13 protein-coding genes and 1 tRNA gene are annotated in these 15,707 nt (G+C 65.0%); 3 read left to right on the forward strand and 11 right to left on the reverse strand.

Annotation, left to right across the window (positions count from 1 at the left end; all coding sequences use genetic code 11):
• Positions 1–69: 69 nt before the first annotated feature.
• From AC6I9R_RS07085 to bhcA, 5 genes are all read right to left on the reverse strand, one after another.
• A complete protein-coding gene (locus AC6I9R_RS07085) occupies positions 70–588 on the reverse strand; it encodes a peroxiredoxin (RefSeq protein ID WP_461428123.1) in 519 nt (172 codons plus the stop codon).
• Positions 585–1,565, reverse strand: coding sequence for an iminosuccinate reductase BhcD (gene bhcD, locus AC6I9R_RS07090; RefSeq protein WP_461428124.1), 981 nt, complete (start codon positions 1,563–1,565; stop codon positions 585–587). Before bhcD ends, AC6I9R_RS07085 begins: the two co-directional genes overlap by 4 nt.
• Positions 1,565–2,728, reverse strand: a complete 1,164-nt coding sequence (gene bhcC, locus AC6I9R_RS07095) for a 3-hydroxy-D-aspartate aldolase BhcC (RefSeq protein ID WP_461428125.1) — start codon at positions 2,726–2,728, stop codon at positions 1,565–1,567. Before bhcC ends, bhcD begins: the two co-directional genes overlap by 1 nt.
• Before the next feature lie 95 nt (positions 2,729–2,823).
• The gene (gene bhcB / locus AC6I9R_RS07100) at positions 2,824–3,786 is read right to left on the reverse strand and encodes a beta-hydroxyaspartate dehydratase BhcB (protein ID WP_461428126.1); all 963 of its coding nucleotides are present in this window, start codon (positions 3,784–3,786) and stop codon (positions 2,824–2,826) included.
• Between the two features lie 12 nt (positions 3,787–3,798).
• Positions 3,799–4,989: an L-aspartate--glyoxylate aminotransferase BhcA gene (bhcA, locus tag AC6I9R_RS07105; protein ID WP_461428127.1), complete on the reverse strand. Its 1,191-nt coding sequence runs from the start codon at positions 4,987–4,989 to the stop codon at positions 3,799–3,801.
• Positions 4,990–5,158: 169 nt separating this feature from the next.
• Between bhcA and bhcR the strand changes: the two genes are divergently transcribed.
• A complete protein-coding gene (gene bhcR / locus AC6I9R_RS07110; RefSeq protein WP_461428128.1) occupies positions 5,159–6,007 on the forward strand; it encodes an HTH-type transcriptional regulator BhcR in 849 nt (282 codons plus the stop codon).
• A gap of 133 nt (positions 6,008–6,140) precedes the next feature.
• Positions 6,141–7,232, forward strand: coding sequence for a 4-hydroxyphenylpyruvate dioxygenase (gene hppD / locus AC6I9R_RS07115; RefSeq protein WP_461428129.1), 1,092 nt, complete (start codon positions 6,141–6,143; stop codon positions 7,230–7,232).
• Here the strand turns inward: hppD and xylB are convergent.
• Positions 7,229–8,680 (reverse strand): xylulokinase, encoded by a 1,452-nt coding sequence (xylB, locus tag AC6I9R_RS07120; RefSeq protein ID WP_461428130.1) that lies wholly within the window; start codon positions 8,678–8,680, stop codon positions 7,229–7,231. The genes hppD and xylB overlap by 4 nt on opposite strands.
• A gap of 118 nt (positions 8,681–8,798) precedes the next feature.
• Between xylB and AC6I9R_RS07125 the strand changes: the two genes are divergently transcribed.
• Positions 8,799–9,584, forward strand: coding sequence for a coniferyl-alcohol dehydrogenase (locus tag AC6I9R_RS07125; protein WP_461428131.1), 786 nt, complete (start codon positions 8,799–8,801; stop codon positions 9,582–9,584).
• Positions 9,585–9,653: 69 nt separating this feature from the next.
• On the opposite strand, the gene AC6I9R_RS07130 is transcribed toward AC6I9R_RS07125, so the two are convergent.
• From AC6I9R_RS07130 to AC6I9R_RS07150, 5 genes are all read right to left on the reverse strand, one after another.
• Entirely contained in the window at positions 9,654–10,634 is a 981-nt protein-coding gene (locus AC6I9R_RS07130) for a TAXI family TRAP transporter solute-binding subunit (protein ID WP_461428132.1), read from the reverse strand.
• A 30-nt stretch (positions 10,635–10,664) separates the two neighbouring features.
• Positions 10,665–12,743 (reverse strand): TRAP transporter permease, encoded by a 2,079-nt coding sequence (locus AC6I9R_RS07135; protein ID WP_461428133.1) that lies wholly within the window; start codon positions 12,741–12,743, stop codon positions 10,665–10,667.
• Complete coding sequence (locus AC6I9R_RS07140) at positions 12,736–14,427, reverse strand: sulfatase-like hydrolase/transferase (protein ID WP_461428134.1); 1,692 nt, start codon at positions 14,425–14,427, stop codon at positions 12,736–12,738. Before AC6I9R_RS07140 ends, AC6I9R_RS07135 begins: the two co-directional genes overlap by 8 nt.
• A 105-nt stretch (positions 14,428–14,532) precedes the next feature.
• Positions 14,533–15,438 (reverse strand): LysR family transcriptional regulator, encoded by a 906-nt coding sequence (locus tag AC6I9R_RS07145; protein WP_461428135.1) that lies wholly within the window; start codon positions 15,436–15,438, stop codon positions 14,533–14,535.
• 147 nt (positions 15,439–15,585) lie between these two features.
• Positions 15,586–15,659, reverse strand: a tRNA-Cys gene (locus AC6I9R_RS07150).
• Positions 15,660–15,707 lie beyond the last annotated feature (48 nt).

Raw genomic sequence — 15,707 nt, forward strand, 5'->3', positions numbered from 1 at the left:
TGCCCAAAGTCCCGGTTGGCCGGTGTCGTTGGGTCAAGCGATATCACGAAGGGGGGATGTGTTGAACCACTAGGTTTTGCGGGACCGAAGATACCGCAGAATTTCTTCCGCATTGGCGGCGGGGTCGGTCACGGGATGAAACACCGCCTCGATCCTGCCGTTTGTGATCACAAGGGCCATGCGGGTCAGAAGGACCATGCCGGCGGCCTCGAACGTGGGCAGGTTTAGGGCGGTTTGCAGGGCACCATCGGCGTCGGACAGAAGCGGGAACGGAAGGTGCAGCCGGGAGGCGGCTTCGGCTTGGTAGGCTGTGTCCTGGACCGAGAGGCCGAAGACGGCAGCGGCGCCTGCGGCTTGCAATTCGCTGAAATGATCGCGGAAGCCGCAGCTTTGTGGGGTGCAGCCCTTGGCGCCGGGGATCTCGGCCCAACCAGGGAGGGACGTGCCGTCGGGCGGCGAGGTGCGCGGGTAGATATAGACCACGCTGGTGCCCTGGGCGCGGGACAGGTCCACGGCGCTGCCATCAGTGGCGGGAAGTGACAGGGACGGCCAGGCTGCCCCCGTCAAACGCTTGGCGAGCAAGCTCACAAGGGCACGACCGTGGCGGTGCCGTTGGCGACAGCGACCTGCACGATGGCCTCGGACACGGCGAGGTCTTGCAGGCCGACGCCGGTGCCGTCAAAAAGCGTGATCTCCTCTGCGCTGGAGCGGCCCTTGTGGGTGCCGTTGATCACCGCGCCGATCTGGGTGATCGCGGCGGGGTCGAGCGTGCCGTCGGCCACGGCATGCTGCGCCTCGCCGATGGAGGTGGATTGCGCGACCTCATCACAGAAGACGGTGGCGCGGGCGAGCAGCGCGGCCTCGACCTCTTGCTTGCCTTTGGTGTCGGTGCCCATGCAGGCGACGTGGGTGCCGGGGCTGACATGCTCGGCCATGAGCGTCGGCGCGAAAGACGAGGTGATGGTGATGATCACGTCGGCCTCTTGCAGGCCGGGCAGGTCGACCGCTTCGAACGGAAGGCCCGCTTCCTCGGCCACCTTGGCGAGGTTTGGCAGCATCTCAGGGTGGTAGTTCCAGCCGATGACCTTCTCGAAGCTATGCGTCTCAAGTGCGGCGCGGAGTTGGAACTGCGCCTGATGGCCTGCGCCGACCATGCCGAGCACCTTGGCGTCCTTGCGCGCCAGGTGCCTGATCGAGACGGAAGAGGCCGCTGCGGTGCGCAGCGCGGTGAGGTAGTTGCCGCCCACCATAGCCTTCACGCGGCCCGTGTCCGGGTCGAAGAGGAACACAGTGGATTGGTGGTTGATGATGCCCTTCTTGTCGAGGTTGTTGGGCCAATAGCCGCCCGCTTTCAGGCCAAGCACGCCGCCGGTCCGATCAAAACCGCCCTTGAAGCCGTAAAGCGCATCTTCATGGCCGATGGCCTCGCGCACGACGGGGAAGTTGTAGGCATCGCCCGCCGCCATGGCCGCGAAAACCTTTTCAACGGCGGTGAAGGAGGCGATGCGTGTCAGAAGGTCTGGGATCAGACCCTCTGGCACGATGGTTAACGTATGTGCGCTCATCAGTAGGCGCGTCCACGGGCCGAGACGGGCCAGACGGTTTCCACGACGCCGTTGCGCACGCCGACGTACCAGTCGTGCACGTTGCAGGTGGGGTCGCAGTGGCCGGGCACGAGGTGCAGCTTGTCGTTGACCTTGAGCACGCCGTCGGGGTCGGCGACGACGCCATGCTCGTCCGAGCACTTGACGTATTCGACGTCGGTGCGTCCGAAGATCACCGGCAGGCCGGAGTCCACGGATTGGGCCTTCAAGCCTGCGTCCACAATCGCCTTGTCGGCCTTGGCGTGGGACATGACGGAGGTGAGGATGAACAGCGCGTTCTCCCATTCGCCCTTGTCGATGCGGTTGCCGTTCTCGTCCAGGATGCGGCCATAGTCCGCGTCCATGAAGGCGTAGGAGCCGCACTGCAACTCGTTGAAAACGTTGGAGTTGCTCTCGAAATAGTAAGAGCCGGTGCCGCCGCCGCCGACGATGTCGCAGGTCAGGCCTTCGGCCTTCAGCGTGTCCACGGCGTCTACGACCATGTCGATGGCGATCTGGGTTTTCCCTTTGCGCTCTTCATAGGAGTCGAGGTGCTGCATGGCGCCCTGGTAGGCCTGGATGCCGGCGAACTTGAGGCCCTCGGCCGCGTCGATGGCCTTGGCGATTTCGACGACCTGGGGCGTGGAGGTCACGCCGCAGCGGCCCGCGCCGCAGTCGATTTCCACGAGGCACTCGATCTCGGTGCCGTGCTTCTGGGCGGCCTCAGACAGATCGGAGACATTGGCCAGATCATCGACACAGCAGATGGTGCGCGCGCCGAGTTTGGGCATGCGCGCGAGGCGGTCGATCTTCTGGGGATCGCGCACCTGGTTGGAGACGAGGACGTCCTTGATGCCGCCGCGGGCGAAGACCTCGGCCTCACTCACCTTCTGGCAGCAGACGCCGCAGGCGCCGCCCAGTTCGACCTGCAATAGCGCCACGTCGACGGATTTGTGCATTTTGCCGTGGACCCGGTGGCGCATGCCGTGGGCCTTGGCGTAATCGCCCATCTTCTTGATGTTGCGCTCCAGCGCGTCGAGGTCGAGGACGAGGGCGGGGGTCTGCACCTCAGCCGCTTTCATGCCGGGCTTGGCGGGGATGTCGAAGCCGACTTCGTAGTCGGCGAATTGGGCCATGTCTTTCATTGTCGTGTCTCCCAGGTTGGGTAAGTCGCGGTGCACAATGAATGTGCACCCTACGGGTGAGGTGTAGGGTGCGCATTCATTGCGCACCGGTGCGGTCACTGCATCCAGGGCAGCTTATCGAGGTCGACGTTGCCGCCGGTGATGACGACACCGACGCGGCGGCCTTTGAAGACCTCTGGGTTCTTGAGGATCGTGGCGAGCGGCACGGCACAGGAGGGCTCCATGACGATTTTCATCCGCGCCCAGGTGATCTTCATCGCGTCGATGATTTCTTCTTCCGAGGCGGTGAGGATATCCGTCACGTGGTTGCTGACGAAGTGCCAGGTGTTCTCTTTCAGCGGCACCTTGAGGCCGTCGGCGATGGTCACGGGCGCGTCGTCGGCGATGATGTGACCTGCCTTGAAGCTTCGGTAAGCGTCGTCGGCCTGCTCGGGCTCGGCGGCGAAGATGTCGACGTCGGGCGCGATGTTCGACAGCGTCAGGCAGCAGCCCGAGATCATGCCGCCGCCGCCGATGGGGGCGATGACGGAGTCGAGGCCTTCGACCTGCTCCATCAGTTCCCGCGAGCAGGTGGCTTGGCCCGCGATGACGCGGGGGTCGTTGTAGGGGTGGACGAAATCGGCACCGGTTTGCGCGTGGACCTCGGCGAATACCGCCTCACGAGAGGTGGTGGAGGGCTCACATTCGGTGATGATGCCGCCGTAGCCTTTGACGGCGTCCTTCTTGGCCTGGGGTGCGGTTTTCGGCATCACCACGTGGCAGGGGATGCCCCGGCGGCCCGCCGCGTAGCTGAGCGACAGGGCGTGGTTGCCCGAGGAATGGGTGGCAACGCCTTTGGCGGCGTCTGCGTCGGAAAGGCCGAAGACCGCGTTGGACGCGCCGCGTACCTTGAAGGCGCCGGCCTTTTGGAAGTTCTCACACTTGAAGAAAAGCTCCGCCCCCGTCAGCTCATTGAGGTAAGTGGAGGTCAGGACCGGCGTGCGGTGGATGTAGGGGCGGATGCGGTCGTGGGCCGCGATGACGTCGTCAAACGTCGGCAGGTGGGGCACATCTTTCATAAGATCGGTTTCCTATTCAGCAGCGATCGCCATGGCGGCGGCGGACTGGCGGTAGACTTCCTGGGCGGCGGCGACGCCGGAGCCCAGTTGGATGTCGAGGCCCAGATCGACCATCACCATTTCAGCGGTCGCGATACCAGATAGCGCCATGACGTCCGTCAGCATCCCCAAATGGCCGATGCGGAAGACTTTTCCGGCGACATCGCCGAGGCCCGCACCGAAGGCGACGCCGTAACGGGTCGCGGCGTGGGACACGATGGTGCCTGCGTCGAAGCCCTCGGGCGTTTTGATCGCCGAGACGGTGTTGGAGTAGAGGTCGGGCGAGACGGCGCACAGCTCCAGCCCCCAGGCCTTCACGGCGGCGCGCACGCCTTCGGCGATACGGGCGTGGCGGGCGAAGACATTCTCCAGCCCCTCGGCCTCGATCATGTCGCAGGCGGTTTTGAGGCCGTTCAACAGGCCCACCGACGGCGTGTAGGGGTAGGCGCTGGCGGCGTAGCCCGCCTTCATATCGCGGATGTCCAGGAAGGTGCGGGGCAGGTCGGCAGCGTCAATGGCGGCCATGGCCTTGGGCGAGACTCCGATGATGGCGAGGCCTGCGGGCAGCATGAACCCCTTCTGGGATCCGGTCACGGCGATGTCCACGCCCCAGCCGTCAAACTCGAACGGCATGGAGCCGATGGAGGACACGCCGTCCACGAAGAAGAGCGCCGGGTGGTTGGTCGCGTCGAGGGCTTTGCGCACGCCAGCGACGTCGGAGACGACGCCGGTGGCGGTCTCATTATGCGTTGCCAGGACGGCCTTGATCTTGTGCTCGGTATCGGCGGCCAGCGCCTCGGCGAAGGCGCCGGTGGGCAGGCCCTCACCCCAGGGGACGTCGATCTGGATGACGTTGAGGCCGTGGCGGTTGCACATGTCGATCCACTTGTGGCTGAACATGCCGTTGCGTGCGGCCAACACGGTGTCACCCGCCGAAAGCGTGTTGCAGATCGCGGCTTCCCACCCGGCGGTGCCGGTGGCGGGGAAGACGAAAACCTCGGCCACGTCGGACCTTAGCACCTTCTTCACGCCCGCAAGGGCGGGGTGCAGGATCTCGGGGAATGCGGCAGAGCGGTGGTCCATCGTGGGGATGTCGCAGGCGCGGCGCAGGGCCTCGGGCATATTGGTGGGCCCGGGGATGAACACGGGGTTCTGGGTGGACATGGGTGCCGTCTCCTCTTCAGCTGGCCTCTGTCTAAATGTCGCAGCCAGCACTCGCAATTTTTTTGAAATCGTTTTTCAAAAGTGCATCACCCAAGAATTAAGACACCTTTACAGTGGCTTGGTATTTTTCATATGGTGAAATCAAATTTCAACTTTGACGAGAGTCGCCATGTCTCCTCCAGATCCGGGCCCCGAATCCACCCCGCCCCGCCGTGCCCGGGGTCGTCCCAGGGACTGGGATGACAAGACGGCGCAGAACACGATCAAGTCCCTTGATCGCGCGATGGAGGTGCTGGAACACCTGAGCGACACGCCCGGCGTGACACTTTCGGGCCTCGCCGAGGACCTGAGCCAATCGCCCGCCACGGTCTACCGCATTCTGGTGACGCTGGAGGGGCGGGGGTTGGTGGAGTTCGACCCCGCCGCACAGCATTGGCACATCGGGGCGCGGGCTTTTGTCATCGGCGCGCGGTATCTGCGGCGCACGACGCTGGTGGACCGGGCGCGGCCGATCATGCGGCGGCTGATGGAGATGACGGGCGAGACGGCGAACCTTGGCATTGCGCGCGATGCCCATGTGCTGTTCGTGAGCCAGGTCGAAACCCACGCTTCTATCCGCGCGTTCTTTCCGCCCGGCACGCTGTCGCCGATGCACGCCAGCGGCATCGGCAAGGCGCTTCTGGCGCAGATGAGCGATGACCGCCTGTCACGCCTGATCGCCACGGCGCCGCTGGACCAATTCACCGGGCGCACCCTGACTGAGCCCGCGACCCTGCGCGCCGACTTGGAAGCCACGCGGGAGCGCGGCTTTGCGATTGATGATGAGGAGAAGAACGAAGGGATGCGCTGCATAGCCGCCCCGGTCTTTGACCTGAGCGGAGAGGCCGTGGCGGGCATCAGCGTGTCCGGCCCGGTTAGCCGGGTCAGCGTGGTCCAGACCCATGTGATTGCCGAGGCGGTGATGACGGCAGCCGATGATCTGTCGGCGGCCATGGGGGGCGAGCGCAAGCGCAGCTAGGCTTGCGAGGGGGCGCCCGAATCTGTTACATCTGCAACTGCATGTGGTCTCATGATCGCACGCCCCGCGGGCCGGGATTTTGTTGCTGCGTGAAGGGCACGTTCCACGCAGCTTTCAAAACAGGAGAACCGCCATGGGACCTTTCCCGCATGACGCCCCGAAAGCCGTAATCGACGCCTCCAACGTGGCCGGAACCGATGGGTTCGAATTCGTTGAATTCGCCCATCCCAACCCCGCCAAGCTGGAGGCGCTGTTCCAGGCCATGGGCTACGTGGAGGTCGCGCGGCACAAGAGCCGCGACATCAGCCTCTACCGCCAAGGCGATATCAACTACATCATCAATCGCGAGCGCGACAGCCACGCCGGCCGCTTTGTCGACGCCCACGGCCCCTGCGCGCCCGCGATGGCCTGGCGCTGTGTCGATGCCGCCCACGCGCTGAAATGCGCGGTGGGCTACGGGGCCGAGGAATACAAAGGCGCCGACAAGACGCTGGATGTACCTGCGGTCGTGGGGATCGGCGGGTCGCTTTTGTACTTCATCGACACCTACGGTGACGAGAGCCCCTATGCGGCGGAGTTTGACTGGCTGGGGGAGGTGGACCCGAAGCCGTTCGGCGCGGGGTTCTACTACCTCGATCACCTGACCCACAACGTGGCGCGGGGCAACATGTCCACCTGGTACGACTTCTACGCCAAGGCGTTCAACTTCAAGGAAATCCGCTTCTTCGATATCGAGGGCAAGCAGACCGGGTTGTTCTCTCGCGCGCTGACCTCGCCCTGTGGCAAGATCCGGATCCCGATCAACGAGAGCAAGGATGAGACGTCTCAGATCGAGGAATATCTGAACGAATACAAGGGCGAGGGGATCCAGCATATCGCGGTGGCGACGGAGAGCATCTACGACAGTGTGGATCAGATTGCAGCGAATGGCATCGCCTTCATGCCGCCCCCGCCCGAGACCTATTATGCGATGTCCCACGCCCGGGTGAAGGGCCATGAAGAGCCGTTGGAGCGGATGAAACGGCACGGCATTCTGATCGACGGCGAAGGGGTCGTGGACGGCGGCATGACGCGGGTGCTGTTGCAGATCTTTTCCAAGACCGTGATCGGGCCGATCTTCTTCGAGTTCATCCAGCGCAAGGGGGATGACGGGTTCGGCGAGGGCAACTTCAAGGCGCTGTTCGAGAGCATTGAAGAGGATCAGATCCAGCGTGGGGTGATTTAAGTCTTCATCGCCTCGTGGACGGATTTCAGCGCCGGGTAGAGCGCGCGATAGCCTGCAAGGCGCGGGGCGAGGGCTTCGGCCCGTGCCGGGTTCGGCGTGAACCAGCGCTGGACCTCGGGCTTCGTGGCGACGTCCTGCGCGTCCGCGCCCAAGGCGATCTGCCCCAGGCGGGCGGCACCGAGGGCGGGGCCGACCTCGGCGGCGTCACTGCGACCGAGCGGCACCTGCATCACGTCGGCGATCATCTGCAAAAGGAAATCGCTTCGGGTGCCGCCGCCGATGGCCAAAAGCCTTTCGGGCCGCGTGCCGCCTGCGGCCATGGCGGCCTGGGCGTCGGCGAAGGTGAAGGCAATGGCCTCCACCACTGCGCGCATCATTGTGCCGTGGGTCGTCGTCTCGGACAGGCCCCAGAAGCCCGCGCGGATGTCGGCGTCGCCGTGGGGCGTGCGCTCTCCGCTGAGGTAGGGGAGGAAGAGGGGGCCCGGCTCTGCGTCCTCCGCCGCTGCGAGGAGGTCGCCTATCGGGCGGCCGAGGAGGGAGGCGAGCCAAGCCATAGGGCGCGCGCCGTTGAGCATCGCGGCCATCTGGAACCACAGATCCGGCAGGGTGTGGGCATAGGCATGCAGGCGCTGGTCGGGGTTGGGCAGGCAGGTGGCGGTCGTCACAAAGAGCTGGCCGGAGGTGCCCAGAGAGATGAAGCCGTCCCCCGGCGCGATGGCGCCGATGCCCACCGCTCCCGCTGCGCCATCGCCTGCGCCGGTGGCCACCGGAACGCCGGAGGGCAGGCCAAGGGCCTGGGCGGCTTGCGGCGTGAGGTGCCCGGCGATGGCGGTGCCGGGCAGGACTTTGGGTAGCCAGGAAATATCGGTGGCCGAGGCAGCGCAGAGGGACGGGGACCACTGGCCGGTATGTTGATCAAACCAGGAGGTGCCTGCGGCGTCAGATGGGTCTGTCGCCAGGCCGCCGTGCAGGTAGAGGCCAAGGTAGTCCTTGGGCAAAATGACATGGGCGATCTTCGCGTGGACCTCTGGCGCGTGGCGGGACAGCCAAAGCAGTTTCGGCGCGGTGAAACCGGGCATCGGCGGCACCCCGGTGATGTGCCCGATCCGGGGCACGGCGGTGGTCATGTCGGCGCATTCCGCGACGGCGCGGCCATCGTTCCAGAGGATCGCGGGGTGGAGCGGCTTGCGGTCCTGACCGAGGACCACCGCGCCATGCATCTGACCCGAGAGGCCGATCACTTGGACCTGCGCGCGCCGCTCCTCCGGCAGAGCTGCCATCGCCTCCGCCAGGGCGATGATCCAGGCGTCAGGGTCCTGCTCGCTGGCGCCGGGGAACGGATGCTGCGCGCTCAAGGGCGCCTCGGCGGTGGCGACGACGGCACCGCTTGCGTCCGTGACGCAGAGTTTGACGGCGGATGTGCCAAGATCGATCCCAAGATGTGCCACGGGCGTCTCCTTCTTGCGGGTCGGGCAACGGTAGACCCGCCCGGGGCGCGGTTTGCAATGGTCCGTTTCCCCTGCGTGCTTCGATGGCCTATCACGGGCGCGAAAGGGAGGGTGTGACATGGGGCGCAAAATCGCAGTGACCGGGGTCGCAAGCGGGATCGGGGCGGAATTGGCCGAGGTCCTGACGGGGCAGGGCCATGAGGTGATCGGGTTTGATCTGCAAGAGACGACGCGCAATGTCGCGCGGTTTGTCCGGTTGGACCTCGGCGACCCGGGCGCGATCGCGGCTGCGGCAGACGCCGTGGATGGGCCTTTGGACGGCCTTTGCAACAACGCGGGCCTGCCGCCGAGGGAGGGCCTTGAGGCCGCGCTGTTGCAGGTCAACTTCCTGGGCACCCGTCAGTTCACCGAAGCCCTCGCTCCGAAGCTGTCGCCCGGCGCGTCCGTCGTGAACGTGGCCTCGCGCGCCGGGGCGCAGTGGCGACAGAACCTGGCGCAGGTCCTGCGGTTGGGCGCACTGGCACCGGGCGAGGCGGCGGATTTCGTGGCCGCAGAGGGCCTGGATGCGACGCGGGCCTACAATTTGTCGAAGGAAGCGGTGATCGCCTGGAGCGCCGCCCTGACCGAAGAGATGATCGGCGTGGGGGTGCGGGTGAACTCGGTCAGCCCCGGCGCGGTGGCAACGGGCATTCTGGAGGATTTCGCCCGTGCCTTTGGCCCCCAGATGGCGCGCAACGTGGCGCGGGCAGGCCGCGCGGGAACGCCCCGGGAAGTCGCGCAGGTCGTGGCTTTCCTGCTGTCGCCCGATGCGGAATGGATCAAGGGCGCGGACATTCCGGTGGACGGCGGCATGGGCGGGTTCAACATGGCCGACGCGCTGGGTCTTTCGGCGATGAAGGGCTGAGCGAAACAAACAAAAGGGGCGGCGCGAGGTGTCCCGCACCGCCCCCAGAGCGTCCCGTGAAAGGACCGCCTATTCGATCACGCCGGCCTCACGGTAGTAGCGCGCGGCGCCGGGGTGCAGCTGCATCTGGCCCCGCTGAGATGCGGCGAAGGCGACGTCCAGCGCCTCGGCCCAGGGGGCGTCGGACGTGACCTGATCGAGGTTCTCCCAGAACGCGGCCGTCATCTGATAGACCAGTTCCTCATCAATATCGCCACGGATGGCGATGCCCACAGCGGTGTCCATCGACATCACCGGTGCGTCGTTCATCTGACCATCGTAAAGGCCATTGGGGATCTCCGTCAGGTAGCGCCATTGGCCGAGGAACTCGTCGACGGCCTCTCCTTCATGGCTGTCGGGGCCGAGGAACCGAATTTCCTCGGTCTCGGTCACTTGAAGGAACTGTTGGCAGGGATCGAGACAGCCGTTGGTGTACATGTCGATGGACCCATCGAGGAACGCCTGAAACCCGGTCTGCCAGTTGGCGGTGATCGCCTCGTAGTCTTCGCCCGCGACAAGGCCCGTCGTGGCCTCAATCCAACCGCGCGCCGCGTTATAGGCGCCGCCGCCCTGGGGGCCGAGAAAGACGGTCGCGCCTTCGATGTCATCAAGCAGCGTGATGTCGCTGTCGGCGCGCACCGCGAAGTGGTAGCCGCCGTAGGGGAACCACATCAGCAGGGCCACGTTTTCCGAGGCCTCTGCCGCGTCGGCCTCGTTCGCATACATCGCGCGGCCCGCGGCCATCAGGTTGTAGATGACCGGCGAGGTCATCGCCATTTCCAGGTTACCGCGTCCGATTTCGAGCTGGTGCAGTGTTGCCGCGCCACCGCCTGCAACCTCGATCGAGATGCCGTCGACGTTGTCGTTTACGATGTTGGCAAAGGTCGCCATGGTGATCGCCTGGCCGAGGCTGGGGGCGATGGTGGCCATGCGCAGGGTCTGGTCCTGGGCCATGGCGGGGGCCGCGACCAGGGTGGCGGCCAGAGCGGTGCTCCAAAGGCAGTGTTTCATAGTATCTCCTCCATTGAGTGTGGGCAGCGGTTAGGCCGCTGTCGGTATTGTGTGGGTTGGATGTTTGAACCGGTGGTAGGCGAGAAGGGCTGTGGCAAGGGCCGTGGCGGCCCCGGCGAGGGGCAGGTTGGGGACCAGAATGGCGAGGCCCGCGAGCCCGCGCAAGACACGCTCGGGCGCGGAAAGCGGCCCACGCTCATGACCCGCGAGGGCTGAGGACAGAAGCCACATCGCTACAGCGAAAGCGGCGATGATCCAGAAGAACGCGGCCCAGGAGACCTCGGCCGGGTTGATCATCGCAGAAGACCGCGAAACCTCGGACCCGAACCAGACGAAGGCCACTTGCAGCTTGTAGAGCACGGCCGGGTGATAGGCGAAGACGAAGGGGATCAGGAAGCCCGCCAGCCCGATCTTGGCGGCTGCAAAGCCGGTTTTGATCGGGTCCGCGCCTGCGATGGGGGCGGCGGCGAAGGCGGCGAGCGCCACGGGGGGCGTGACGGTGGACATGACCGCGAAGAAGACCACGAAGAGGTGCAGGGTCAGCTCCGGAATGCCGACAGCCTCAATCCCCGAGGACAGGGCGATGACGATGATGAAGTAGGTGGCCCCCGGCGGCAGGCCCATGCCGAGGACGATGGAGCCAAGTGCGACCACGATCAGCACGATGAACAACGGCCCGTCGGCCAATTGTGCTAGAAGAAGGGACAGGCGTCCGGCGAAGCCCGACAGCTGGATCAGCCCCACGATCAGGCCGATGGCCGCCACGATCACGATGATCGAGGCGGACATGCGGCCTGCGTCGACGAAGGCCTGCCACAGCTTGGAGCGCGAGCGGAATTCGGGGAACAGCGCAAGCGCCGTCGTGATCGCCGCAAGGAAGCCGTAGAACCCGGCCTTGGGCACTGACGGCTGGATAAACAGGAACGTGGACAGCACGCCGAGGGGGATGATGAACACCAGGCATTGGCGGTATTCGCGCCCGTTCAGGCCCGGGCGTTGTTCCATCGGCAGGGCGCCGACGCCTGCGCGGCGGGCCTCAAAATAGACGGCCATGAAGGTGCCGAGGTAGTACATGAAGGCGGGTAGGATCGCAGCGACGACGATGTAGCGATACTCCAGCCCGATCTGGCCCGCGACGAAGAAGGCCACGACCCCCATGACGGGCGGCATGACCTGGCCCCCGGTGGAGGCGGCGGCTTCCACGGCACCCGCGAATGCCGGACGGAAGCCCGCCTTCTTGATCACCGGGATCGTCATGACGCCGGTGGACACGACGTTGGAGATCGCGGCACCAGAGAGCGTGCCGAACAGGGCCGAGGAGGCGACCGAGGCATGTGCCGCGCCTCCAACAAAGCCGCCGGTGAGGCGGTTGGCGATCTTCATCAGCAGATCCCCCGCGCCCGAGGCCATCAGGACCGCGCCAAAGACGATGAAGATCAGCACGTTGCCCGCCACGACCTGAATGGGCTGGCCGAACATGCCCCCGGTCTGGGCCCAGAAGTTCTGCACCATCGCGCGCAGGTTCTGGTCAAACGGCGCATCCACGCCCTGCAGGATACCGGCCCAGGCAGGCAGGTCGCCCCGGATGAACAGGTAGATCACCCAGAACGCGCAGAACCCGGCGATGAAGCCGCCGAACATCCGCCACGTCAGGTAAAGCGCCATCAGGGCGGCGGCGGGGAAGGCAATGAAATCAATCGTATCCGCCGAGGGCAAGAGGCCTGCGTCGGTGGCGAAAATGCCTACGATCCAGGAGGTGAGGGTTGTGATAGCGATGGTCACCAGCACCCAGTTGACCCACCGAAGCCGCCCTGCGTGCAGGGTGAGCGAGCTGATCACCAGGCCGAAGAGGATGGGCAGGCCCAGGATCAACCCGGTGGCTTGCAGCACGTTGCTTTGCACCACGCGCCAGGATGCGCCGAGCCAATGCTCACGCATCAACACCCGCTGTTCGCGGCGCGACAGGTCTTCGAAGGCGGGGGTCGTCGTCTCGATGATCCAGCGCACGAGGTCGGTGATCGGGCCGCCTGCCGCGTAGAACAGGATGACGAAAGACAGGACCACGCTAAGGATATCCGCTAGCCGCCGTTCCAGAGTGACGTCAGCCATGGCGGTCGTCCTCGGGGGGCATTGGGGGGATGTGATTTTGGGAAACCGGCCCGCGGTACTTCTGGGTCAACTCCGCTGGCGCCTCTGTCCCGTCCTTGAGGAATGGCAGGATCCCGCGCCGGGCCGAGCGTCCGCGCATCGCGTCGATATCGGCATCGGACCGCGTCACCCTCTGTGACATCCGCCGGCCCCATTGCCCCAGATAGTCATAGAGCCGGGCCAGCGCGTCGGTGTGGGCATCGCCTTTGGCGAGGTCATGGAACTCGTCGGGGTCAGCCTCCAGATCGAACAGCATTGGGCGGAAGCCGCCTTCGGCGTGGATCAGTTTGTAGCGGCCATCGAACACCATGAAGAGCCGCGCGTCGCGCGAGCTGACGCCAAGGGTCTCGCGCATCGGGGTGACGGAATAGTCGTATTCGCTGACCGCATAGGCGCGCCACTCCGGCACCTCGCCGTGCAACCATGGCCTCAGGCTTCGGCCTTCCAGGATGTGATCGGCGTCGTCCCCGCCTGCCGCGTCAAGGAACGTCGGCGCCAGATCGATAGCTTCCACCAGCGCGTCGCAGGTGGTGCCGCGGGTGCTGTCGGCCTGTGCGCGCGGGTCATAGATGATCATCGGGATCTTGACCGAGGGGTTGTGGAACAGGTCCTTCTCGCCCATCCAATGATCGCCCAAGTAATCCCCGTGGTCCGAGGTCAGCACGATCATCGTGTCACGGATCGCGCCGGTCTCTTCCAGGTGGTCGAGGATGCGCCCCAACTGATCATCGCATTGCTTGATCAGGCCCATGTAGGCGGGGATGACCTTTTGGCGGACCTCTTCCTGCTGAAAGGCGGCGGCGATCTTGTTGCCCATGAAGGCGGCGTAAACGGGCTGCGGATCGTCGCGCTCCACCTCTGCGCGGGTGGCGGCGGGCACGTGGTTGGCGCCGTACATGTTGTGGTAGGGCGCGGGCACGATGTAGGGCCAGTGGGGCTTGATGTAGGAGACATGGGCGCACCAGGGCGCCGTCGCCTGTTCCATGAACTTCAACGTCTCGGAGGTCAGCCAGGGCGTTTCGCTGTCTTCCTCGCGGATATTGGCGGGCTTGTCAGCGTTGTCGAACATCCAGCCCGAGGCCTTCTCGCCACCCCCAACGCCCCCATTGGCCCCGGCTGAAAGGCCGGAATTCGCGTAGTCGGACCAGGGGTTTTCCCCGTCATACCCCTTTGATTTCAGGTATTCATTGTAGGGAGAGCGCTTTTCATCATAGAAGCCGTCCGGCCCGTATCCCCACAGGCCATCATCGCGCACCCAGACGTCAAAGCCGCATTCCGACTGGCGCGCGCCGATAACGCTGTCGGGCGCCAGGCCTAAGCGTTCCATTCCTTCGGTGTCGGCCTTCATGTGGGTCTTGCCGATCAGCCAGGCATCCATGCCCGCCTTGCGCAGATGGTCGCCAAGCGTGTGCTCGCCCACGCGCAGGGGAAAGCCGTTCCACTGCGCCCCGTGAGAGGACGCATAGCGCCCGGTATAAAAGCTCATCCGGCTAGAGCCGCAGACCGGCGACTGGCAGAAGGCATTGGTGAAACGCACGCCCATCGCCGCGACGCGGTCGAAATTGGGCGTGTGCAAATGCGGATGACCGGCACAGGACAGATAGTCGAAGCGCAGCTGATCATACATGATGAACAGGATGTTCATGCACTTATCCCTCCCCCCGGCAGCCGCCTCCCATGCGGCTGGGGGAACGGTAGGGTTGCAGCCCCTTCGCCGCAAGCGCCCAGTTCTTAGACCCATAAGGTTTGGTTATGTGTCGCCCAGGCTCAGATCTCCGGCGATGGTCTGGACCAGATCCTCGAACGCCAGGGCCGCAATCGTCGGCACCCGGCCCGCCTCCGCCGTCAGCGCCAGCGCGATATCGGGGTGGCCGGAGGGCACGGCGGCCTCGGCCAAGGCCCACCGTTTCGAAAGGCTCGGCACCAGCTGCGATGGAAAGGAGCACAGGAAATCTGAGCCCTCGATCATCGACAGAATGGTCAGGATCGAGTCCGAGCAGATCACCGGCGCCGGATAGGACAGCCCGTGGGCATCGAAGTACTGCTTATACAGGGGCACCCGCTTGCGCGGGCCAATCATCAGCCACAACGCCTGTTGCAGAGCGCGGGGCTCTGTTTCGTGTAGGTAGCGCGAGGTCTTTCCGGTGACAAAGCTGATCCCGGTGCGCGCAATCGGTTTTGAGCGCAGCCCTGTGGCTTCATGGGCCTTTGGGGCCGGGCCAAGAACGTAATCCGCGCTGCGATCGTGGAGCTTTTGGAACGCCTCCGTGTGCTGCCCGCTGATCACCTGTACCTGCACATCGGGAAACTGACGGCGGTAGCGGTTCAGCAGATGAGGCATGATCCGCACCGCCGAGAGCGGCGAGACGACAAGGTTCAACGTCCCGCTCATATCGCCGCCAATCTGGGCGATATCCTCGGACAAGAGGCCCAGATCGCGCTGGATCATCCGGCACCGCGCCACCACCCGACGGCCCTCCACGGTCGGGACGACGCCCGTGGGGCTGCGCTGGAAGATTTGACAGCCGATATCGGCCTCCGCCGACTGCAACGCCTTCGAGATCGCGGGCTGCGACCGGTTCAACACTAGCGCCGCCGCCCCCAGGCTGCCCGCTTCTGCGACGACAGCAATCAACTCGACATGTTTGGCATTCATCGAAGTGTCGGTTTTTTTTGCACGTTGCAGCCCTCGCGTCTGTGCGATCACCTTCCAAAGGAACGCGCGCCTTGTCTAGAAGCGATGGGGGGTTGCGTGGAGGTCACGCCATGTTGCAGGGCGCGGAAGGGGCAGGGGGGAAAGCGCTGGAGGCGAGTACCGGAATCGAACCGGTGTACACGGATTTGCAATCCGCTGCGTAACCACTCCGCCAACTCGCCTCGAAGCGTCATCTCAAGTATGGGCAATGGTGCGGGGCGTCAAGCGGT

It is taken from the genome of Gymnodinialimonas sp. (assembly GCF_059726805.1).